This window comes from Pseudomonas neuropathica, from assembly GCF_051174785.1.
Taxonomy (GTDB): domain Bacteria; phylum Pseudomonadota; class Gammaproteobacteria; order Pseudomonadales; family Pseudomonadaceae; genus Aquipseudomonas; species Aquipseudomonas neuropathica_A.
Map to the genome: position 1 here is coordinate 3,574,343 of NZ_CP195111.1, position 22,342 is coordinate 3,596,684.

A 22,342-nucleotide genomic window follows, 5' to 3' on the forward strand; every position below is an offset into this window, starting at 1 on the left:
TGCTGGGTTTTGGCGCGGATTGTCAGTGCGCGTGTCGGCGCAAATCGCTGCATTCCATAAAGCTGTAACGTCCTGCAAAACCCTCGCTTGGCGCTTTGGCGTGGTTGATCTAAGGTTTTCCTGCGGCGGGGGCTTTTGGCTCGTTGATCTGAAAAATTCCACAAACACGCCGTTTTTGTTCTTTTTTTCGAACGACCTATTGTCCTTTAACCCCTTTGATCCTACGATCCGTTTGAGATTTCAAACGCTCGTTGACCGGGCGTTGAAGCGCCGGTGTTTCGAATCGTGCACTGTCGATGCGCCACGCCCGGTCACTGATTTCCCTGACGGCAGCCTTGCGAGGCGCCTTTCTACAATCATAATTTGCTCCGCGCAGGCCGCGGTGCTGTTAAGGAAAGCCGACATGCAGCTTAAAGACACCCTGTTGTTCCGCCAGCAAGCCTTCATTGATGGCGCTTGGGTCGATGCGGACAACGGTCAGACGATCAAGGTCAACAACCCGGCCACCGGTGAAATCCTCGGTACCGTGCCAAAAATGGGCGCTGCCGAAACCCGCCGTGCCATCGAAGCCGCTGACAAGGCGCTGCCGGCCTGGCGTGCACTGACCGCCAAAGAGCGTGCCGGCAAGCTGCGTCGCTGGTTCGAATTGATGATCGAGAACCAGGACGACCTCGCGCGACTGATGACCCTCGAACAGGGCAAGCCGCTGGCCGAAGCCAAGGGCGAAATCGTTTACGCCGCGTCGTTCATCGAGTGGTTCGCCGAAGAAGCCAAGCGTATTTACGGCGACGTGATTCCGGGCCACCAGCCAGACAAGCGCCTGATCGTGATCAAGCAGCCAATCGGCGTGACTGCCGCGATCACCCCGTGGAACTTCCCGGCGGCGATGATCACCCGCAAGGCCGGTCCAGCGCTCGCTGCCGGTTGCACCATGGTGCTCAAGCCTGCTTCGCAAACTCCATTCTCCGCTTTCGCCTTGGCCGAACTGGCTCAGCGCGCGGGCATTCCTGCGGGCGTGTTCAGCGTGGTGTCGGGCAGCGCCGGCGACATCGGCAGCGAGCTGACCAGCAACCCGATCGTGCGCAAGCTGTCCTTCACCGGTTCGACCGAAATTGGTCGTCAACTGATGTCGGAATGTGCCAAGGACATCAAGAAAGTCTCGCTGGAACTGGGCGGCAATGCGCCGTTCATCGTGTTCGACGACGCGGACCTGGATAAGGCCGTCGAAGGCGCGATCATTTCCAAGTACCGCAACAACGGCCAGACCTGCGTCTGCGCCAACCGTCTGTACATTCAGGATTCGGTCTACGATGCGTTCGCCGAGAAGCTGAAAGTGGCTGTGGCCAAACTGAAGATCGGCAACGGTCTGGAAGATGGCACCACCACGGGCCCGCTGATCGACGAAAAAGCCGTGGCCAAGGTGCAAGAACACATCGCTGACGCTGTAGCCAAAGGCGCTACTGTGCTGGCTGGCGGCAAGGCGATGGAAGGCAACTTCTTCGAGCCGACCATCCTCACCAACGTGCCGAAAAACGCCGCCGTGGCCAAGGAAGAAACCTTCGGTCCACTGGCGCCGCTGTTCCGTTTCAAAGACGAAGCCGAAGTCATCGCGATGTCCAACGACACCGAGTTCGGTCTGGCTTCGTACTTCTACGCTCGTGATCTGGGCCGAGTGTTCCGTGTCGCGGAAGCGCTGGAATACGGCATGGTCGGCGTCAATACCGGGCTGATCTCCAACGAAGTCGCGCCGTTTGGCGGCATCAAGGCCTCGGGCCTGGGCCGTGAAGGCTCCAAGTACGGCATCGAAGATTACCTGGAAATCAAATACCTCTGCCTGGGCATCTAAGCTCGGACAAGGATCGCTGCAAACGCAAAGGGCACGAGAGCGCTGTCCCTTTGCGTCGTTTCAAACCGGAATTTTCTCTGCGGCCAGGAACGCCGTGGCAGTCGATCATCGCATGCTGCCACCGTCGATTTCTCCCGCTTAATCCTTGAACCACGCCGCCCGATGAGCGGTGAATGAGGACTGTAATGAGCAAGACTAACGCTGAACTGATGGCCCGTCGTACCGCTGCTGTTCCACGTGGTGTTGGCCAGATTCACCCGATCTTCGCCGAATCGGCGAAGAACGCCACCGTGACTGACGTTGAAGGTCGTGAGTTCATCGACTTCGCCGGCGGTATCGCGGTACTGAACACCGGCCACGTGCACCCGAAAATCATCGCCGCCGTGACCGAACAGCTGAACAAGCTGACCCACACTTGCTTCCAAGTGCTGGCTTACGAGCCGTACGTTGAGCTGTGCGAAAAAATCAACGCCAAGGTGCCAGGTGATTTCGCCAAGAAAACCCTGCTGGTCACCACCGGTTCCGAAGCCGTGGAAAACGCCGTGAAAATCGCCCGTGCCGCCACTGGCCGTGCTGGCGTGATCGCGTTCACCGGCGCTTACCACGGTCGCACCATGATGACCCTGGGCCTGACCGGTAAAGTCGTGCCGTACTCGGCCGGCATGGGCCTGATGCCTGGCGGCATCTTCCGCGCGCTGTACCCGAACGAACTGCACGGCGTGAGCATTGACGACTCGATCGCCTCCATCGAGCGCATCTTCAAGAATGACGCCGAGCCGAAAGACATCGCCGCGATCATCATCGAGCCTGTACAGGGTGAAGGTGGTTTCTACGTCGCGCCGAAGGAGTTCATGAAACGTCTGCGTGCGCTGTGCGACCAACACGGCATCCTGCTGATCGCTGACGAAGTACAAACCGGCGCTGGCCGTACCGGCACTTTCTTCGCCATGGAGCAGATGGGCGTTGCTGCCGACCTGACCACGTTCGCCAAATCCATCGCTGGCGGCTTCCCGCTGGCCGGCGTGTGCGGCAAGGCCGAATACATGGACGCCATTGCTCCAGGCGGCCTGGGCGGCACCTACGCGGGTAGCCCGATCGCTTGCGCCGCTGCGCTGGCAGTGATGGAAGTGTTCGAAGAAGAACAACTGCTGGATCGCTGCAAGGCTGTTGGCGAGCGTCTGGTCACTGGCCTGAAAGCTATCCAGGCCAAGTACCCGGTGATCGGCGAAGTCCGTGCCCTGGGCGCGATGATCGCGGTTGAGCTGTTCGAAGACGGCGACAGCCACAAGCCGAACGCTGCCGCTGTAGCGTCGGTTGTGGCCAAGGCCCGCGACAAGGGTCTGATCCTGCTGTCCTGCGGCACCTACGGCAACGTTCTGCGCGTCCTCGTACCGCTGACCTCACCGGACGAGCAACTGGACAAAGGTCTGGCGATCATCGAAGAGTGCTTCTCGGAGCTCTGATCGCCCCGTGTGACCTGATCGACAAAAAAACCCGCTTCGGCGGGTTTTTTTACGCCCCTTGAAACACATCGAGCGCTTTAGCGCTGTATCGAATGGCCGGCATTGGCTAAGGTTCAGGCATTGCAAGGGAGCGCGCGCATGACTGCCGTTGAATTACCCGCTGTACCGCGAGTGTTGATTGCCGAGGCCGATCCGTGGTCTCGCGACCTGCTCAAACAAGTCTTGCTGAACGTACGTTGCGACGCACGGCTGGATCTGTGTGCCGATGGTCAGGAAGCGATGTCGATGCTCAGTGAGGTGCCGTATGACCTCGCTATCGTTGATTGGGAGCTGCCGGGTGTCGATGGATTGAATGTGCTGCGCAGCGTGCGCCAGCGCAAACGTAACCCACCGCTGCCGTTCATTCTGATGAGCAGCCGCAACGACAGCGCCAGTGTGCGCGAGGCGATTCCGCTGGCACCAACGGCCTATCTGACCAAGCCGCTGAATATGGAAAGCCTGACCGAGCGTTTGCAGGGTTTACTGCTCAATGCCGGTGAAGAAGTGTTCTGTGAGGTGCCGGCATTGGCGCCGGGCATGACCTTGTCAGTGTTTCTCGAGCGGCGCCGCGAGCAGGCTGACGGCGCGCCATTAATGACCGATGTGCAGGTGGCGGTGAAGCGCAGCCTCAATCCCAATGGCCTCGATCTGAAGCTGCTGGAAGATGAGATCAAAACCGATCCGCAGATCACGGCGGTGTTGATCGCTGCGGCCAACAGTGCGGCGCAGCACCACGGCGCACCGGTTCAAACACTGGCTCAAGCCCTGCATCGCTTGGGCACCGGACAGAGCATGAACCTGATTCTGGGGCTGGCGCTCAAGCGCAGCGCCAGACTCAGTGATCCGTGTCTGGCGGACTATGCCGAACGTTACTGGGGGCTGTCGCTGCACACCGCTGAATACGCGCGCACCCTGGCGCGCTTGCTCGATCTCGATCAGGAGCGCTGTTACTGCGCGGGTATGCTCCATCGGTTGGGTGATCTGGCGCTGCTGCGCTGCTTGCAGGAATGGCAGCAGGCCGGCGGTGCGCTGGATGAGCTGGAGGAAGTCGGCGAGGCGTTGGCGGAATTTGGTGCGGCTTATGGTTCGGCCCTGCGCACCCGCTGGCGCTTGCCATTGGAGCTGCGTGAGCTGATTGCGTCGGTCTACCAGCTCGGTGGCGGCGTGTATTCCCGCGAGGCGCTGGTGATGAACATGGCGGCGCAGATGGCGCATCTGACTGAGCATGAGGGCGTTGAGGAACTGGCGAAGAGTCGCACGGCGCGGTTGCTGAAGATCGGCTTGCCGGAATTGATGCGGATGCGCAAATAACCCGATTCAACTCTGATCTTGTGGGAGCGAGCTTGCTCGCGAAAGCGGTGTGCCATTCAGCGATAAGTTGAATGATCAGACGCCTTCGCGAGCAAGCTCGCTCCCACAGTGTTTTGAGTTGGGCGGAGCGCGGTGATCAGGCAGAAATGATGCGATTCTTGCCTTGCCGTTTGGCTTCATACATCGCCGCATCCGCCCGGGCGAACAGGCTGTCGAGGTTTTCGTCTTCCCCGGTGAGGCTGGTCAGCCCCTGGCTGACTGTGATACCGAACGACTGGCCTTCATGGCTGAAGCTCAAACGCTGAATCTCCTGCTGCAGCCGCTCGGCGACCTGCATGGCCATGTCCGGCGCGCAGCCGGGAAACACCGCTGCAAATTCTTCCCCGCCAATGCGTCCGAACAGATCCCCTCGACGTAACGACCCGCGTCCACATTCGGCAATCCGCTGCAGCACGTTGTCGCCCTCCGGATGGCCGTAGGTGTCGTTGATCATTTTGAAGTCATCGATATCCAGCAGCAGAAAGGCCATTGGCGCTCCCTGCACCCGCGCTTCTTCGAACTCGCGATTGGCACATTCGAAGAAGTGCCGGCGGTTGCTGCTTTGCGTCAGTACGTCGGTGGTCGCCAAGCGGTGCAGTTCGGTTTCCATCTGCTTCTTGTCAGTGATGTCTTCGGCAATGCCGACGATGATCACCGGCTGACCGGGTTCGTCCTGACGGTTGATGAAGCACTTGTCGCTGAGCCAGCGCACCTGTCCGTCGGAGGCAATGATCCGGTATTCGCGATCTTCCACCGCGCCTTTGTGCAGGACTTCGGCGAGGCTGCGTTCGGCATAGTCGAGGTCGTCGGGGTAGATGCTGTCGCGCCACTGGTTGTAGTCGGCCAGCAGCAGGCCGGCAGAGCGGCCGAAAATCCGTTCGTAGGCGGGGCTGACATAGAGCACCTGGCGGGTTTCCCAGTTGAAGGCCCAAAGCACGGCGTTGACGCTGACCAGCAAGGAGCTGAACAGCTGTTCGCGTTCGCTCAAGCGGGCGACCTCGCCTTGGGCGTGCATCAACGCCATCAGGGTTTGCGCGGCCTCGGGCCACTGCGGGAAAGATGAGTCTTTTTGATTGTTGTTGACCATCGGCACAGATCTCAAAGGCGTGCCGCATTTCGACAACGGCCACAATACAGCCCGCCGGGATGGCGAAGTGTCTTTGAGATAGGCGATTTTTAGCGAAGTTCCGAAGGGTGCACCCGGGAGCCGGGTGCACCGATCAACGGTCTCAGACCGCCGCAGGACGCAGCGAGTAGGTTTTCAACTGATCAGCAAACTCGCGCAGGGACTGGATGCCGCTGGCTTCGGCCTCGTGAATCCACTCTTTGATGGCCGCGAGCATGTCGTGGCCATTTGCGCTGGTCTTGACCCAGATCTGCTGCAGGGCCAGGCGTTTTTCGTAAATTACCTTCAGCGCCTGGCTGTGCTCGAGCATGGTCTGGATGCGCAAGTGGTGACGATCTTCCAGCAGGCTGGTTTCCCGCGACAGTAGACGTTTGGCGCGGTGGAACTGGTGACGCACCGAATGATCGACCTTGGCCAGCTCTTGCTTGACCAGCGGGCCGATCACCAATTTGCGGTACTGGGCCATGATCTGGAAGCGGTTGTTGAGGATGGCCATCGCGGTGTCCATGTCCAGATTGCCCTTGCCTTCGACCCGGTGGGCGATCGGCGCGACACGCTGAACCTTGGCCAGACGCAGGAAGCAGAAGACTTTGATCCATGCCCAGCCGAGGTCGAACTCCCACTTTTTCACCGACAGCTTGGCCGAATTAGGGTAGGTGTGATGGTTGTTGTGCAGTTCTTCGCCGCCGATCAGGATGCCCCAAGGCACCAGATTGGTCGCCGCGTCGCGGCATTCGAAGTTGCGATAGCCGACGGCATGGCCCAGGCCATTGATCACGCCAGCGGCCCACACCGGGATCCACATCATCTGGATCGCCCAGATAGTGATGCCGATGGTGCCGAACAGCAGCAGGTCGATAACGCCCATGATCGCCACGCCCAACAGCGGGTAGCGGCTGTAGACGTTGCGTTCGATCCAGTCTTCGGGGCAGTTTTTGCCGTAGATGCGCAGGGTTTCCGGGTTCTGCGCTTCGGCGCGGTACAGCTCGGCACCGGTGCGCAATACGGTGGAAAGGCCTTTGATGACCGGGCTGTGCGGGTCATCTTCGGTTTCGCACTTGGCGTGATGCTTACGGTGGATGGCGGTCCACTCGCGGGTGTTCTGCGCCGTGGTCAGCCACAGCCAGAAACGGAAAAAGTGCTTCAGACCGGCATTCAGCTCAAGCGAGCGATGGGCCGAGTAGCGGTGCAGATAGACCGTGACGGCGACAATTGTCACGTGGGTCATCAGCAGGGTGACTGCGACCAGAGACCAGGCCGACAAGCCAAGAAAACCTTCGTACCACATAGGCTATAGGGCCCTCGATAAAGATAAAAACAGCCGTTGCATTATCACCAAGCACACAGATAAAACCAGTCGCCCTTTCAGATAAGAGTCGCTGGATGTTTCTTGACCTATAATTCCAACCTTTTTGTAGGGACATGGACAGTCGAATGCCTGCCACTTACCGCGATGCTTTGCGTGCAGCGCTGCTCTATCTCGTGCTTGCCGCTGTCTGGCTGCAGGGCACTGATCATTTATTAAACAATTTCTTCGATAACTCCGTCGATCTTGCCCGATGGCAACTGATCAACGGTTACCTGTTTGCAGCCGTCAGCGCGGGGCTGATTTTCCTGGCGCGAGCGCGTTTGTGCACGTTTCTCGGGATCGGTGCACGGTTGCGCGAGCGCCACGTCGATCGCGAACGCCTGCGTCAGGCCGCGGCGGTATTCGATTGCACCCGCGAAGGCGTGTTGGTGACCAACCATCATGGGCTGATCGTGCACGTCAATCGCGCGTTCATGGAGATCACCGGTTATCAGCGTGAAGAAGTCATTGGGCAGCAGCCGAGCCTGTTCAAATCCGGCCATCATCCGCCAGGTTTCTATCAGGCAATGTTTGCCACCCTTGAGTCGCAGGGCGAATGGAGCGGTGAAATCTGGAACCGCCGAAAAAGCGGCGAGATTTATCCACAGTGGCAGACCATTCGGGTCATTCACGATGATCAGGGCCGGATCAGCCATTACGTCGCGGTGTTTTCCGACATCAGCGCGATCAAGGATTCCGAGCATGAACTCAAACACCTCGCGCACCACGACCCGCTGACTGATCTGCCCAATCGTTTGCTGTTCAGCGACCGCGCCGAACAGGCGTTGGCCTCCGCGCAAAATCACAAGCGCGGCTGTGCATTGCTGATGCTGGATCTCGATCACTTCAAAATGATCAACGACAGCCTCGGACATAACATCGGCGATCGCTTGCTCAAGGCAGTAGCGGCGCGTTTGCAAGCACTGTTTGGCCCCGGTATTACCCTGGCGCGCCTGGGCGGCGACGAGTTCGCGGTGCTGGCGGAAAGTTGTCCACAGCCGGTGCAGGCAGCTGCGCTGGCGCAACGCATTCTCGACGCGTTCAAGCAGCCGTTCTGCATCGATGGCAATGAACTGTTCATCAACGCCAGCCTCGGCATCAGCCTGTTTCCCAGCGATGCGTTGAGCGCCGAGCAACTGTTGCGCAATGCCGACGCGGCGCTGTTCAAGGCCAAGAGCAGCGGCCGCAACGGGTACGCCTTGTACACCGAAGAACTCACCGCCCACGCCCAGCAACGGGTGGAAATCGCTTTCGAACTGCGCCGGGCGCTGGAGCAGCAGGAACTGCGGGTTTACTACCAACCCGTGCATGATTTGAAAACCAGTCGCTTGATTGGCGTTGAAGCGCTGGTGCGCTGGCAGCATCCGCAGCGTGGCCTGGTGTCGCCAGCGGAATTCATTCCGATAGCCGAGCGCACTGGGCTGATCGCCGACATCGACGCGTGGGTGATGCAGCAGGCGTGTCGGCAGATGTGTGAGTGGCATCAGGCCGGGGTGGTGCTGTCGTTTGTCGCGGTCAATGTTTCGTCGCGGTTGTTCGCCCGGCGCGAGTTGTACCAGCAGGTGGCGCAGGTGCTGCACGACACCGGGCTGGATCCGGCGTATCTCGAACTGGAAGTCACCGAAAGCGCGGTGATGGACGATCCGGAAGTGGCGCTGGAGCAGATGCATCGTCTGCGTGAGCTTGGCATTCGCCTGGCCATCGATGATTTCGGCACCGGTTACTCGTCGCTGTTGCGGCTCAAGCGCTTGCCGGTGCAGAAACTGAAGATCGATCAGGGTTTCGTTGCCGGCTTGCCGTGGGATGAGGATGACGCGGCGATTGTCCGGGTGATCATCGCGCTGGCCCGGAGCATGGGCATGCAGGTGCATGCCGAGGGTATTGAACAGGTTGAGCAGGCGGCGTTTCTGTTGGGACAGGAATGTGATCTGGGGCAGGGATATTGGTTTGGGCGGCCGGTTCAAGCGCAGGAGATTGATTGGGCAAGAACACCGGTGATTGGTTAAAAAATCAAAAGATCGCAGCCTTCGGCAGCTCCTACACCGATCCCTGTAGGAGCTGCCGAAGGCTGCGATCTTTTGCTCCACCAACGCGCAAACCCTTGCCCCGCCACATAATGTTTTTCAGTTATATAAACATTCTTAAATAGTCTTTTTAAGAATATCCGCGTCTCTCTTATATTGCTCCTACGCCGAACGCAGTGCCGCCCACTGCCAGGCAAATCCCATTCAAAGGAGCAGCACCATGAGCGCATCCCTTCGCAGCGTTGACGGTCAGGACGAAAGCACCATCTTGCGTGAAATCCAGAGCGCCCTGCGCGATCTGCGTTTCGGCGCGGTGGAGATCACTGTGCACAACGCGCAGGTCGTGCAGATCGAACGCAAAGAGAAATTCCGTTTGCAGCAACCGGGCAAGCAACCGGGCTGAAAGATCGCAGCCTGCGGCAGCTCGTACGGGGGGCTGTGTGTAGGAGCTGCCGCAGGCTGCGATCTTTGAACCGGCAACACGATTTCCGAAATACATAAGAAAAAGCCACCACCAAGAATTCCAGGAGCTTTCACCATGTCGTCGATTCGCCGTTACGCTTTGGCCGCCCTGGCCAGCGCTGTGTTTGCCGGTTCCGCGGTTGCCAAGGATTACGAACTGCTCAACGTGTCATATGACCCGACGCGCGAGCTGTATCAGGACTACAACGCTGAATTCATCAAGTTCTGGCAGAAAGATCATGCTGGCGACACCGTGAAAATCCAGCAATCCCATGGTGGTTCGGGCAAGCAGGGCCGTGCGGTGATCGATGGTCTGCGCGCTGACGTCGTGACTCTGGCGCTGGCTGGCGACATCGACGAAATCGCCAAACTCGGCAAGACCCTGCCGGCCGACTGGCAGAAGCGTCTGCCTGAAGCCAGCACGCCGTACACCTCGACCATCGTCTTCCTGGTGCGCAAGGGCAACCCGAAAGGCATCAAGGACTGGGGCGATCTGGTCAAGAACGACGTCTCGGTGATCACTCCGAACCCGAAAACTTCCGGCGGCGCACGCTGGAACTTCCTCGCCGCGTGGGCTTACGGCCTGAAAGCCAACGGCGGTGACGAAGCCAAAGCCAAAGAATACGTACAGACTCTGTTCAAGCACGTGCCAGTGCTGGACACCGGTGCACGCGGTTCGACCATTACTTTCGTCAACAACGGTCAGGGTGACGTGTTGCTGGCCTGGGAAAACGAAGCGTTCCTGGCGCTGAAAGAAGATGGCGGCGCCGACAAGTTCGACATCGTCGTGCCTTCGCTGTCGATCCTCGCCGAGCCGCCAGTGGCGGTGGTCGACAAGAACGCCGAGAAGAAGGGTAATGAGCAGATCGCCGAGGCCTATCTGAAGCACCTGTACAGCCCGGCCGGTCAGGAAATCGCTGCGAAGAACTTCTACCGTCCGCGTGACAAGGACGTTGCCGCCAAGTACGCCCAGCAGTTCCCGAAACTGGATCTGGTGACCATCGACAAGGACTTCGGCGGCTGGAAAACCGCGCAGCCGAAATTCTTCAACGACGGTGGCGTGTTCGACCAGATTTATCAGGCGCAGTAATCTGACTTCAGCCACACATCAAGCCTGAAGCCAGGCGCGGAAAATGTGGGAGCGAGCTTGCTCGCGAAAGCGGGGTGTCAGACGACGTAGAGTTGACTGATACTCCCTCTTCGCGAGCAAGCTCGCTCCCACATTGGTGCGTTCAGCGGATCGCTTTTTAACCAAGGACTTTTATGTCGCGTCGTATCTCCCCCGTCATACCCGGCTTCGGGCTGACGCTGGGCTACACCTTGGTGTACCTCAGCCTGATTGTGCTTATCCCGCTGGCGGCGATGTTCGTCCACGCCGCCCAACTCACCTGGGATCAGTTCTGGACGATCATTTCCGCACCACGGGTGCTGGCCGCGTTGAAGCTGAGCTTCGGCACCGCGCTGTGTGCGGCGATCATCAACGGCATCATCGGCACGCTGCTGGCGTGGGTGCTGGTGCGCTACACCTTCCCCGGGCGCAAGGTGATCGACGCGATGATCGATCTGCCGTTCGCCCTGCCGACAGCCGTGGCCGGTATTGCCCTGACCGCGCTGTACACCCCGACCGGTCTGGTCGGGCAGTTCGCCGCTGACCTCGGTTTCAAAATCGCTTACACCCCACTCGGTATCACGTTGGCGCTGACCTTCGTCACTCTGCCGTTTGTGGTGCGTACCGTGCAGCCGGTGCTGGCCGACATTCCCCGTGAAGTCGAAGAAGCCGCCGCGTGCCTCGGGGCGAAACCCTTGCAGGTGTTCCGCCACATCCTCGTCCCCGCATTGTTGCCCGCCTGGCTGACCGGTTTTGCCCTGGCCTTCGCCCGTGGCGTCGGTGAGTACGGTTCAGTGATTTTTATCGCCGGCAACATGCCGATGAAAACCGAGATTCTGCCGTTGCTGATCATGGTCAAACTCGACCAATACGATTACACCGGCGCTACCGCCATCGGCGTGCTGATGCTGGTGGTTTCCTTCGTCCTGTTGCTGCTGATCAACTTGCTGCAGCGGCGCATCGAAACCCCATAAGGAGGCGCGAACAATGTCCCAATCGTCTATTGCGGCCGCCTCTTCGGCCAATGCTGCGCGCCGTGGCAGCGCCACTTCGCGCAGAATCCTGATCGGTCTTGGCTGGCTGATCTTTTTCCTGTTTCTGCTGCTGCCGTTGTTCATCGTCGTATCGCAGGGCTTGAAGAATGGCCTCGGCGCATTTTTCACCGCGATCTTTGAGCCGGACGCGCTTTCGGCACTGAAACTCACCGTGTTCGCCGTGCTGATTTCGGTGCCGTTGAACCTGGTGTTCGGCGTCAGCGCCGCGTGGTGCGTGAGCAAATACTCGTTCCGTGGCAAGAGCATGCTGGTGACGCTGATCGACCTGCCGTTCTCGGTGTCGCCGGTGATCGCCGGTCTGGTCTATGTGCTGATGTTCGGCGCGCAGGGCCTGTTCGGGCCGTGGCTGCAGGATCACGACATCCAGATCGTCTTCGCCCTGCCGGGCATCGTGTTGGCGACGATCTTCGTCACCGTGCCGTTTGTGGCCCGTGAGCTGATCCCGCTGATGCAGGAACAAGGCACGCAGGAAGAGGAGGCCGCGCGCCTGCTCGGCGCCAATGGCTGGCAGATGTTCTGGCATGTCACCGTGCCCAACATCAAGTGGGGCCTGATCTACGGCGTGGTGCTGTGTACCGCGCGGGCCATGGGTGAATTCGGTGCGGTGTCGGTGGTCTCCGGGCACATTCGCGGGGTGACCAACACCTTGCCGCTGCACGTCGAGATCCTCTACAACGAATACAACCACGTCGCCGCGTTCGCTGTGGCGAGCCTGTTGCTGATCCTGGCGCTCTTCATCCTGCTGCTCAAGCAGTGGAGCGAAAACCGTATCAACCGCCTGCGCGCCAGCGCCGCGGAGGAATAATTCATGTCGATCGAAGTGCGTAACGTCAGCAAGAATTTCAATGCGTTCAAGGCGCTGGACAACATCAGTCTGGATATCCACAGCGGTGAGCTGGTGGCGTTGCTCGGCCCGTCGGGCTGCGGCAAGACCACTTTGCTGCGCATTATTGCCGGTCTGGAAACTCCGGATAACGGCAACATCGTCTTCCACGGCGAAGACGTCTCCGGCCACGACGTGCGTGATCGCAACGTCGGTTTCGTGTTCCAGCACTACGCTTTGTTCCGCCATATGACCGTGTTCGATAACGTCGCGTTCGGTCTGCGCATGAAACCGAAAAACCAGCGTCCGAGCGAAAGCCAGATCGCAACCAAGGTTCACGAATTGCTGAACATGGTGCAGCTGGACTGGCTGTCGGATCGTTATCCGGAGCAGTTGTCCGGTGGTCAGCGTCAGCGTATTGCTCTGGCACGCGCTTTGGCGGTCGAGCCGAAAGTGTTGCTGCTGGATGAGCCGTTCGGCGCGCTCGATGCCAAGGTGCGGAAAGAGCTGCGTCGCTGGTTGGCGCGTCTGCACGAAGATATCAACCTGACCTCGGTGTTCGTGACCCACGACCAGGAAGAAGCGATGGAAGTCGCCGACCGTATCGTGGTGATGAACAAGGGTGTGATCGAGCAGATCGGCTCACCGGGCGACGTTTACGAAAATCCGGCCAGCGATTTCGTTTATCACTTCCTCGGCGATTCGAACCGTTTGCTGTTGAGCGACGACAACCACGTGCTGTTCCGCCCGCATGAAGTGTCGTTGTCCAGGCATGAGCTGGAGGATCACCATGCGGCTGAGGTGCGTGATATCCGCCCGTTGGGCGCGACCACGCGGGTGACGCTGAAAGTCGAAGGGCAGGCGGATTTGATCGAGGCCGAAGTGGTGAAAGACCATGACAGCCTGATCGGCTTGGCCAAGGGTGAAACCCTGTTCTTCAAACCGAAGGTCTGGCAGAAAGTCGCCAATCTTTAAAGTCAAAAGCTTCGCGAGCAAGCTCGCTCCCACAGGGAATTCGGTCAGACATGAAGTTTGTGTTCAGCACCAGGCCACTGTGGGAGCGAGCTTGCTCGCGAAAGCGGCCTAAGCCGCCGCTTTGCGATTTGGATTGACCCGCACTACCCCCGCCCGCGCCTCGATCTGCTCTTTCAATTCATGCCGCATCCCCAGCATGAACGCCAACTCGGCCACGACAAACAACGGCCCGACAATCAGCCCCGACACGTCATCGACAAACGCTGGTTTGCGCCCTTCATAGTGATGGCCGACAAACTGGATCACCCAACCGATCACAAACATCGCCAGACCACTGCTAAGCCAGACCATGGTGCTCTGCTGCGCCAACACATGCCCGGCCCATACCGACAAGCCCATCAGCACCGTCATCAACACCCCAAGCTTCACTTCCAGGCGCAGATAAAACCACGCCGAGGCCAGCGCCACGATAACGGCTGGAGATATCCACAAGCCGCCCAGCGACCATTCCGGACGCGACAACAACACCGCGACGGCCACCACAATCAGCGGAATGCCGATAAAGTGGCTGGCGATATTGCGCGGATCACGGTGGTAGGCGGCGTATTGACTGAGATGGTCGACGAGGCTTTTCATTGTTGTTCCTCCGGTAGGGTTGATCGCATCATCCCTCGGGATCAGGGTTCGCTCTGTCAGGCAGGCGACAATCCAGGAGTGTTTATGCAAATACGTTCACGGCTGATGAGCGGCCAGTGGTTCAGTCATCTGCCTGCGTCCTTTCAGGATAGCCTGTTGGCGGCAGCCCGGGAGCGGCGGCTGACGGCAGGGCAACGCTTGTTCCAGCGCGGCGATGCGCCGTGCGGTTTGTACGCGGTGCTCAATGGCGCGGTGCGCATCGGTGCGGTGAGCGAGCAGGGCAAGGAGGCGTTGTTGAGTCTGGTCGAGGCACCGCACTGGTTCGGTGAAATCTGCCTGTTCGATGGCCAGCCGCGTACTCATGACGCCTACGCAGTCGGGCCGTGCACGCTGCTGAATATCCCGCAGGCAACGATGCTGAAACTGCTCGAAGAACAGCCGCTGTATTGGCGACACCTGGCGCTGCTGATGAGCCACAAACTGCGCCTGGCCTTCATCAACCTCGAACAACTGAGCCTGCTGCCAGCCCCGGCGCGCTTGGCCCATCGCTTGCTGATGATCGCCGAAGGCTACGGCGAACTCGACGCGCCACGCCGGGTGTTGCAACTGCCGCAGGAGCAGTTGGCATCAATGCTGTCGCTGTCGCGGCAGACCACCAATCAGATCCTCAAGGACTTGCAGGGGCAGGGGATTATCGGGCTCGGGTACGGCGAGATCGAAATCCTCGACGCCGCACGATTGCGTGCCCTGGCCACGATCTGACAATGCACCCAGGCCCTTGTGGGAGCGAGCTTGCTCGCGAATGCGATTTAACATTCAACATGATTGCTGACTGACACACCGCCTTCGCGAGCAAGCTCGCTCCCACAGGGGGCAGTGTTGACTCAGGAACCGCGATAGGTCGAGAAACCGTACGGGCTGAGCAGCAGCGGGATGTGGTAATGCTGATCGGTCTGCTTCACTTCGAAAATCACCGGGATTTCCGGGAAGAACGTGTCGTGCTTGACCTTCTTGAAGTACTCGCCGGTCTTGAACACCACCCGGTATTCACCTGCTTCGAAAGGCTGCTTGGCCGGGAACAGTTCGGCAATTCGCCCCTGTTCATTGGTCGTACCCTGGGCCAGTGGCTGCCAGTTCTCGCCGACGTGTTTTTCCAGGGTCACGTTAATGCCCGGCGACGGCAAGCCGTTTTCCAGGTTAAGTACATGCACGCTCAGCGGGTTGCCGGCAGCCAGGGCCAGGCTGGAAAAAGCGCTCAGGCCGAGCGCGGCGAAGGTCATGCGCAAAGTGCTCATGGATGCATCTCCTTATTGGGAACGGGTAGTGGCCAGACCGGTTTTCCCGGCGGCCTTGATCGCACAGGTTTCGTCTTGCTCACCGCCGCCGGAACCAGCCACGCCCATGGCGCCAACCAGCTCATCAGCGGCGAACAACGGAATGCCGCCGCCGAGCAACAGCAACTCGTCGAGGGTGTTGAGGTTGGCAGTTTCCGGATTACTACGGGCGCGCTCGGCGAATAATCGTGTCGCGGTCTTGGTCGACAGTGCGGTGTAGGCTTTGCGTTGGCTGGCAGCAGTGTTGTGCGGACCAACGCCGTCGCCGCGCAGGGTCACCAGCAGGTTGCCGCCACGGTCGAGCACCGACACCGTGCCGGTGCAGTTGCTCAGCGCCGTGTCGGCGAGCAGACGTGCGGTTTTCAGGTCGAGGTCAGCGTGACGCGGCAGCTCCGGGCCTGCGAACACGCTGGCGCTGAGGCCGAGGGCCAGGCTGGCTACAAAGTATTTGACGGTCATGGACAGGCTCCAAAAGCGAAGGTCGCCACCTTAATCGCCGGTCTTCGTCAGAACCTCGTCAGTCTGATTACAAGTTTGTAATGGGCAACGCCGCCAAAGGCGCCTAGCCTGTGTGCCTGATCAATCGAGGTGTGCCATGCGTTTGCTGGTCGTAGAAGATGAAGCCAAAACCGCGAATTTCCTCGCCAAAGGCTTGGGCGAGTCGGGTTTTGCCGTGGACGTGGCGCTCAATGGCCTCGATGGTCGCTACTTTATCGAGCAGCAGGAATATGACCTGATCATCCTCGACGTGATGCTCCCCGGCCTCAATGGCTGGCAATTGTTGCAACTGATCCGTCAGCGCGGCGCCACGCCGGTATTGTTCCTGACCGCCAAGGACGCCATTGAAGACCGTGTGCGCGGTCTCGAACTGGGCGCCGACGATTACTTGCTCAAACCCTTCGCCTTCGCCGAACTGCTCGCGCGGGTACGCACGTTGCTACGGCGCGGGCCGATGCGCGAAGACGAGTCGTACACCATCGCCGACCTGGAAATCGATGTGCTGCGCCGTCGTGTCAGCCGTGGTGGTCAGCGCATCGCCCTGACCAACAAGGAGTTCGCCTTGTTGCAATTGCTCGCCAGCCGCCAGGGCGAAGTGCTGTCGCGCACGCTGATCGCCTCGCAGGTGTGGAACCTGAATTTCGACAGCGACACCAACATGGTCGAGGTTGCCGTGCGCCGTTTGCGCTCCAAAGTCGATGATCCGTACATGCCGAAACTGATCCACACCGTGCGCGGTGTCGGTTATCAACTGGAAGCGCCTGACGATGCGCTCTAGGTCGATCGCCTGGCGCCTGGCGCTGGCGTTCGCATTGGTCTGCGCCTTGGTGTTGAGTGCTATCGGCGTATTTCTCTACCGCTCGCTGGCCTCGGAAATCGCTTGGCGCGACGATCTCGCGCTGCTCGGACGACTTGAGCAAGTACGCGCCTTGCTTGCCGACAGCGACAGCCTCGACGCCTTGCAGGCACGGCCGCGGCTGTATCAGAACATGCTCGGTAATCTCGACAGCCTGTTATTGGTGCGCCGCGCCGATGGCGCCAGTGTGATTGCCATCAACCCACGTCAACGCGATCTCCCGACGCTCAACGCAATCCCCCGCGAGCAAACGCCGCAGCGCCGTGATGTGTTGACCTGGCAAGCATCGGACGGTGCTGAGTTGGCCCTGCTGTCCGGCGAAGCGCAAGGGCCGAACGGCGAGCCGCTGACGGTCATTGCCGGCAAGGTGCTGAGCGAGCGCGAACAGATGCTCGCCAGTTACCGCTTACGCCTCTACCTGTCCGTTGGACTGGGTGCGTTGCTCGCCTTCGCCCTGGGCTTGCTGTTGCTGCGCCGAGGCCTGCAACCGTTGCGTCAGTTGAGCGAAGCAGTGCGCGGCATCGATCTGCGCAGCCTCGATCAGCGCCTACCCGCCGCTGGCACACCCACCGAACTGCTCGAGCCGGTGCAGGCGCTCAACGGCATGCTGACGCGGCTGGACGACAGCGTGCAGCGCCTGTCGCAGTTCTCCGCTGACCTCGCCCACGAGATTCGCACGCCGCTGCACACCTTGTTGGCGAGCAACGGGCAGGCGCTGAATCATCCGCGCAGCACCGAGGAGTATCAGGAAGTGCTGGCTTCGAACATGGAAGAGTTCGAACGGCTCAAGCGCATGGCGGAAAACCTGATGTTCCTCGCCCGTGCCGAACAGGCCGAGCGCGCGCTCAATCTGCAAACGCTGGATTTGCAGGGTGTCGGCAGTGAGTTGTGTGATTACTTTGAAGCCTTGGCCGATGACCGCAATCTACGGCTGGAGAATCAATTGCATGGCGAACTGCTTGCCGATCAGCAACTGCTGCAGCGGGCGCTGGGCAACTTGCTGGCCAATGCCGTGCGCCACGCTGACTCCGGAACCTTGATCAGCTTGCATCGTCGCGATGAGGCGGGTTGGTGCTGGTTGCAGGTGCACAACCACGGCCCGGCCATTGCGCCGGAGCATCTGGGCAAACTGTTTGACCGGTTCTACCGTGTCGACCCTTCACGGGCAGAGCCTGGGGATTCCGGTGGGTTGGGATTGGCGATCGTGCAATCGATCATGCAGTTGCATGGAGGGCAGGTGCGGGTGAACAGTGATGCGGCGGGTACGGTGTTTGAGCTGGGTTTTGTGGTGAATTGAAGGACGTCTTCGCGAGCAGGCTCGCTCCCACATTTGGAATGCGTTTCACATGTGGGAGCGAGCCTGCTCGCGAAGGCGTGGGAGCTGAAGACCCAACCCTGGGATCAGTCAGCGCAAACCATCGCGAAACTGCCCCGGTGTCATCCCCGTCCAGCGCTTGAACGCGCGACTGAAGCTGCTGGTATCAGCGAACCCGAGCAAATAACTCACCTCACTCAACGAACACTGCGGATCGCGCAGATGCAGCAACGCCAGATTCTCACGGCTTTCGTTGAGCAACGTATCAAAGCGACAACCTTCATCCGCCAGATGCCTTTGCAAACTGCGCAAACTCAAATGCAACGCCTGGGCAATGCGTTCGGCACTTGGCTCACCTTCCGGTAGTTGCTCTTCAATGGCATCGCGCACCTTGCGCTCCCAGGTCAACGGCTTGAGCTGGGCCATGGTGCGTTTGAGCACCGTTTCGTTGTGTTCGGCGAGTTCCGGGTTGGCGTCGTCGAGGTGGCTGTCGAAGTCGGCGAGGGCGAATTCCAGGCGATCCTCGGCACAGCCAAAATGCACCGGGGCGCGGAAAACTTTGTGCCATTGCTGCGCATCGCTCGGTTCCGGGCGGCGCAGGTACACGGCCAGCGGCGCGTAATCGCGGCCGAGGCGATTGCGGCAGGTGCGCACGTAGATCGCGGTGAACGCGTCGATGGCTTCGAAGGCCGGTGCGGGATTGCCTGACGGAATTTTCAGACGAAATTGGTAGCGATCATCGCTGCGGCTCAGTTCCAGTTCCAGCGCATCGCTGACCACCGGGTGATAGCGCACGATGCGTTCGAACACCTCGCGCAAACTGCCGCTGGCGACCAGCGCATAACCCAAGGCATGGAACGTGGTCGGGCTGACAAAGCGTGACACACGCAAGCCAATCGCCGGGTCGCCGCTGACCTGCACGGCGATTTCCCACAGTCGCGTGGTGCCGGACAGCGGATAGCGCGCGTTGGGGTCGTCCATCAAATTCGGGTCGAGCCCGGCCTGTTGGCACAGGGCAATGCTGTCCAGCCCCAGCGCATCGAGTTGCTTGCGCAAGGCACGGGTCCAGCTGGCGAGGGAGGTCGGTTCCTTCATGCTGATTGGCGCTTCCGGTCAACAGGTTGGCGTTCTCGGCTACCGCAATCCAGGCCTTCGCGAGGCACGATGCGAACATCCATAAACAGAGGATGGAAGCATGGACGGTACTTCTGCAAGTCCCCAGCGCCACAATGCGGCCCAGCGATCAGCGCATATTCGCCAAGTGGTGCTGGCCAAAGGCGTCGAACTGCGCGAGCGCTACCCGATTCTCAAGCATCAGGATGCCCTGGGCGCGGGGATTCTGGCGTTTGCCCTGATCGGGATGATTGGCTCGGCGACGCTGTACATCACCGGCCACATGGCGTGGTGGATGTGCCTGTTGCTCAACGCGTTTTTTGCTTCGCTGACCCATGAGCTTGAGCACGACCTGATTCACAGCATGTATTTCCGCAAGCAACGCGTGCCGCACAACTTGATGATGGGTTTGGTGTGGCTGGCGCGGCCGAGCACGATCAATCCGTGGATTCGTCGGCATCTGCACCTTAATCACCACAAGGTTTCCGGCACTGAAACCGACATGGAAGAACGCGCGATCACCAACGGCGAGCCGTGGGGTTTTGCGCGCTTGCTGATGGTCGGCGACAACGTGATGTCGGCGTTTATCCGCATGCTGCGGGCCAAGACCTGGGCGCATAAATTCAGCATCATCAAACGCACACTGAAGGTGTATGCGCCGCTGGCGCTGGTGCATTGGGGCGCGTGGTATGTGTTTCTCGGTTTTCATGCGGCCAATGGCATCGCCTATCTGCTGGGCTCGCCGATTGAATGGTCAGCGGCCACGCTGGCGGTGATGCAGGTGATCGATATCGCCGCTGTGGTGATTATCGGCCCGAATGTGTTGCGCACATTTTGCCTGCACTTCATTAGCTCGAACATGCATTACTACGGTGATGTCGAGCTGGGCAATGTTCTGCAACAGTGTCAGGTGTTGAACCCTTGGTGGCTGTGGCCGTTGCAGGCGTTCTGCTTCAATTTTGGCAGCAGTCACGGGATCCATCATTTTGTCGTGAAGGAGCCGTTTTACATTCGCCAGATGACCGTGCCGGTGGCGCATAAGGTGATGCGTGAGATGGGCGTGCGGTTTAATGATTTCGGCACGTTTGGGCGGGCGAACCGGTTTGTTCGTCGGGATGAAGTTGCGGTGTCTGGGGAGGCGGTGGAGGCCTGACAAGCGGCCCTCACCCTAACCCTCTCCCAGAGGGAGAGGGGACCGATCGGGGGATATTGAAGAGTTACACCGACGTGAAAGTGCTTCGTTGAATCCATAATCGACTCGTTTTCACAGGTCGATATTTAACAGAAGACACCTCGGTCAGCTCCCTCTCCCTCCGGGAGAGAGCTGGGGTGAGGGTGTTCTTGATCTTCCCCTCAATCCGGCTGAAACGGCGACTCGCTGAGAATCACCCCAGTCTCCTCGACATATTGCTGCCAATGCCCGATCAACGCGCTGAGCTTCTCCGGCCGACTCAACGCCAGATCATGAATCTCCCCCGGATCACTGCTCAAATCATACAGCTGCCAGGTTGCCGGCCCGACCGGACCGGGAATCCATACCGCTTTCCACGAGCCTTGGCGAATCGCCCGCCGCCCGAACAATTCCCACCCCGTCACCGTGTGCTCGTCATGCACCTGCGCAGTCTCGCCGGACAAGAATCCCAACCACGATTTACCACGCAACGGCGCCACCGGTTTGCCGTGCCAGAGCTTGCCCGGATGACGCACGCCGGCCAGATCGAGAATCGTCGGGGTGATGTCCATCACCGTGCCGAAACCGTGGCTGATCTGTCCTTTGATCGCCAATTGCGGATAGTGCAACAGCGCCGGCACGCGAATCCCGCCCTCGGTGGTGAACGCCTTGAACAGCCGCGACGGCGCAGTCGCCACCTGCGCCCAGTTCGGCCCGTACCAGACGTAAGAGTTGGCCCGGCCAATGTTGTCGAGGCTGTTGTCGTAGTGCTGGCTGAGGTAAGTCACCAGTTCCGGGCCGAACTTGGGGAACGCTTCCAGTAGCGCACCTTCGGCACCGTTGTCGGACATGAACAGGATGAAGGTGTTGTCGAGCTGCCCCTGCAGGCGCAGGTAATCGACGACCCGGCCGATGTTCCAGTCCATGCGCTCGACCATCGCCGCGTAGACCTCCATCGCCCGCGCGGAAATCTGTTTTTGCTCGTCGCTTAACGCGTCCCACTGTTTGGTCAGTTGAATCAGCGGATGCGGCTCGACGTCCGGTTCAATCAGGCCGAGGGCTTTGAGTTTTTCCAGGCGTTCCAGGCGCAGCACTTCAGGGCCGGCGTCATAGCGCCCACGGTATTTCTCGACGATCTCGGCCGGTGCCTGCAACGGCCAGTGCGGTGCGGAGAACGGCAAATAGGCGAAGAACGGCCGGGTCTGGTCACGCTCCTTGAGGTACTGCAGCAACTTGTCGCCGAAGGCATCGGAGGAATAAAAGTCCTTCGGCAATTCGTCGAGAAACGTGTCGTCCTCGATGTACAGCGCCGGCGTGGATTTCAGCAGGCCGGGTGTTTGCTCATCGTAGGTTGGCTCGAAACCGTAATGGTTGGCCGCGCCCGGCAGCAGCGAGAACGAGCGCTCGAAACCCCGTGCATGGGGTGCCAATTCAGCCTTCAAACCGAGGTGCCATTTGCCACTCATCAACGTTTGATAACCGGCCTCGCGCAGCAGCTCCGGCAGGGCGACAACGCGGTCGTTGAGGTAGCCCTCGTAACCCGGTTTGCCGATCAGCTCTGGGGTCAGCGCTTCGGCCATGGTGCCGATGCCGGCGATGTGGTGGTCAGTGCCGGTCAGCAACATCGAGCGGGTTGGCGAGCATGTCGGTGCAGTATGAAAATCGGTGAGGCGCAGGCCGTTGTTGGCCAAAGCGTCGAGGTGCGGCGTGGCGATTTCGCCGCCGAACGCGCCGATGTCGGAGAAGCCTAGATCGTCGGCCAGAATCACCAGAAAGTTGGGACGTTGCGGCATCGCAAAA

At 59.8% G+C, this 22,342-nt stretch carries 20 protein-coding genes; 13 read left to right on the forward strand and 7 right to left on the reverse strand.

Annotated features, from left to right (window positions below; genetic code table 11):
* The first annotated feature begins 403 nt into the window (after nt 1–403).
* The 3 genes from gabD to ACRRSD_RS16285 all read left to right on the forward strand — a co-directional run bounded on the left by gabD (nt 404) and on the right by ACRRSD_RS16285 (nt 4,659).
* Nucleotides 404–1,846 carry an NADP-dependent succinate-semialdehyde dehydrogenase gene (gabD, locus tag ACRRSD_RS16275; protein ID WP_007917688.1) on the forward strand — a complete coding sequence of 481 codons (1,443 nt, stop codon included), beginning with the start codon at nt 404–406 and terminating at the stop codon, nt 1,844–1,846.
* A 185-nt stretch (nt 1,847–2,031) separates the two neighbouring features.
* A complete protein-coding gene (gabT, locus tag ACRRSD_RS16280) occupies nt 2,032–3,309 on the forward strand; it encodes a 4-aminobutyrate--2-oxoglutarate transaminase (RefSeq protein ID WP_435034285.1) in 1,278 nt (425 codons plus the stop codon).
* Between the two features lie 138 nt (nt 3,310–3,447).
* A complete protein-coding gene (locus tag ACRRSD_RS16285) occupies nt 3,448–4,659 on the forward strand; it encodes an HDOD domain-containing protein (protein WP_435034286.1) in 1,212 nt (403 codons plus the stop codon).
* A 136-nt stretch (nt 4,660–4,795) separates the two neighbouring features.
* Here ACRRSD_RS16285 and ACRRSD_RS16290 read toward each other — a convergent pair whose 3' ends face one another.
* Together ACRRSD_RS16290 and desA are read right to left on the reverse strand one after the other, a co-directional pair.
* On the reverse strand, nt 4,796–5,785 hold the full coding sequence (locus ACRRSD_RS16290; protein ID WP_435034287.1) for a GGDEF domain-containing protein: 990 nt from the start codon (nt 5,783–5,785) through the stop codon (nt 4,796–4,798).
* Between the two features lie 142 nt (nt 5,786–5,927).
* Entirely contained in the window at nt 5,928–7,112 is a 1,185-nt protein-coding gene (gene desA / locus ACRRSD_RS16295; protein WP_034151820.1) for a delta-9 fatty acid desaturase DesA, read from the reverse strand.
* Nucleotides 7,113–7,258: 146 nt separating this feature from the next.
* On the opposite strand from desA, the gene dibA reads away from it, so the two are divergent.
* From dibA to ACRRSD_RS16325, 6 genes are all read left to right on the forward strand, one after another.
* Nucleotides 7,259–9,178 (forward strand): phosphodiesterase DibA, encoded by a 1,920-nt coding sequence (gene dibA / locus ACRRSD_RS16300; protein WP_435034288.1) that lies wholly within the window; start codon nt 7,259–7,261, stop codon nt 9,176–9,178.
* A 238-nt stretch (nt 9,179–9,416) separates the two neighbouring features.
* The gene (gene oscA / locus ACRRSD_RS16305; RefSeq protein WP_007917682.1) at nt 9,417–9,599 is read left to right on the forward strand and encodes a sulfur starvation response protein OscA; all 183 of its coding nucleotides are present in this window, start codon (nt 9,417–9,419) and stop codon (nt 9,597–9,599) included.
* 135 nt (nt 9,600–9,734) lie between these two features.
* Nucleotides 9,735–10,748 carry a sulfate ABC transporter substrate-binding protein gene (locus ACRRSD_RS16310; RefSeq protein WP_007917681.1) on the forward strand — a complete coding sequence of 338 codons (1,014 nt, stop codon included), beginning with the start codon at nt 9,735–9,737 and terminating at the stop codon, nt 10,746–10,748.
* Nucleotides 10,749–10,921: 173 nt separating this feature from the next.
* Entirely contained in the window at nt 10,922–11,740 is an 819-nt protein-coding gene (gene cysT, locus ACRRSD_RS16315; protein WP_103306517.1) for a sulfate ABC transporter permease subunit CysT, read from the forward strand.
* 13 nt (nt 11,741–11,753) lie between these two features.
* The gene (gene cysW, locus ACRRSD_RS16320; protein WP_007917679.1) at nt 11,754–12,626 is read left to right on the forward strand and encodes a sulfate ABC transporter permease subunit CysW; all 873 of its coding nucleotides are present in this window, start codon (nt 11,754–11,756) and stop codon (nt 12,624–12,626) included.
* Between the two features lie 3 nt (nt 12,627–12,629).
* Nucleotides 12,630–13,619 carry a sulfate/molybdate ABC transporter ATP-binding protein gene (locus ACRRSD_RS16325; protein WP_435034289.1) on the forward strand — a complete coding sequence of 330 codons (990 nt, stop codon included), beginning with the start codon at nt 12,630–12,632 and terminating at the stop codon, nt 13,617–13,619.
* A 108-nt stretch (nt 13,620–13,727) separates the two neighbouring features.
* On the opposite strand, the gene ACRRSD_RS16330 is transcribed toward ACRRSD_RS16325, so the two are convergent.
* A complete protein-coding gene (locus tag ACRRSD_RS16330; RefSeq protein WP_435034290.1) occupies nt 13,728–14,255 on the reverse strand; it encodes a DUF962 domain-containing protein in 528 nt (175 codons plus the stop codon).
* Nucleotides 14,256–14,339: 84 nt separating this feature from the next.
* On the opposite strand from ACRRSD_RS16330, the gene ACRRSD_RS16335 reads away from it, so the two are divergent.
* Nucleotides 14,340–15,017, forward strand: a complete 678-nt coding sequence (locus tag ACRRSD_RS16335) for a Crp/Fnr family transcriptional regulator (RefSeq protein WP_435034291.1) — start codon at nt 14,340–14,342, stop codon at nt 15,015–15,017.
* Nucleotides 15,018–15,139: 122 nt separating this feature from the next.
* Here ACRRSD_RS16335 and uraH read toward each other — a convergent pair whose 3' ends face one another.
* Both uraH and ACRRSD_RS16345 read right to left on the reverse strand, forming a co-directional pair.
* Nucleotides 15,140–15,550: a hydroxyisourate hydrolase gene (gene uraH / locus ACRRSD_RS16340; protein WP_038367220.1), complete on the reverse strand. Its 411-nt coding sequence runs from the start codon at nt 15,548–15,550 to the stop codon at nt 15,140–15,142.
* A 12-nt stretch (nt 15,551–15,562) separates the two neighbouring features.
* Entirely contained in the window at nt 15,563–16,048 is a 486-nt protein-coding gene (locus ACRRSD_RS16345; protein ID WP_435034292.1) for a GlcG/HbpS family heme-binding protein, read from the reverse strand.
* Nucleotides 16,049–16,184: 136 nt separating this feature from the next.
* Between ACRRSD_RS16345 and ACRRSD_RS16350 the strand changes: the two genes are divergently transcribed.
* Nucleotides 16,185–16,865 carry a heavy metal response regulator transcription factor gene (locus ACRRSD_RS16350; RefSeq protein WP_435034293.1) on the forward strand — a complete coding sequence of 227 codons (681 nt, stop codon included), beginning with the start codon at nt 16,185–16,187 and terminating at the stop codon, nt 16,863–16,865.
* Entirely contained in the window at nt 16,855–18,240 is a 1,386-nt protein-coding gene (locus ACRRSD_RS16355) for a heavy metal sensor histidine kinase (RefSeq protein ID WP_435034294.1), read from the forward strand. The genes ACRRSD_RS16350 and ACRRSD_RS16355 overlap by 11 nt, the downstream gene beginning before the upstream one ends.
* A 108-nt stretch (nt 18,241–18,348) precedes the next feature.
* Here ACRRSD_RS16355 and ACRRSD_RS16360 read toward each other — a convergent pair whose 3' ends face one another.
* The gene (locus ACRRSD_RS16360; RefSeq protein WP_435034295.1) at nt 18,349–19,353 is read right to left on the reverse strand and encodes an AraC family transcriptional regulator; all 1,005 of its coding nucleotides are present in this window, start codon (nt 19,351–19,353) and stop codon (nt 18,349–18,351) included.
* A 100-nt stretch (nt 19,354–19,453) separates the two neighbouring features.
* On the opposite strand from ACRRSD_RS16360, the gene ACRRSD_RS16365 reads away from it, so the two are divergent.
* Nucleotides 19,454–20,524 (forward strand): fatty acid desaturase, encoded by a 1,071-nt coding sequence (locus ACRRSD_RS16365; RefSeq protein ID WP_435034296.1) that lies wholly within the window; start codon nt 19,454–19,456, stop codon nt 20,522–20,524.
* A gap of 200 nt (nt 20,525–20,724) precedes the next feature.
* Here the strand turns inward: ACRRSD_RS16365 and ACRRSD_RS16370 are convergent, their stop codons facing one another.
* Nucleotides 20,725–22,335: an arylsulfatase gene (locus ACRRSD_RS16370; protein ID WP_435034297.1), complete on the reverse strand. Its 1,611-nt coding sequence runs from the start codon at nt 22,333–22,335 to the stop codon at nt 20,725–20,727.
* Nucleotides 22,336–22,342: the final 7 nt, after the last annotated feature.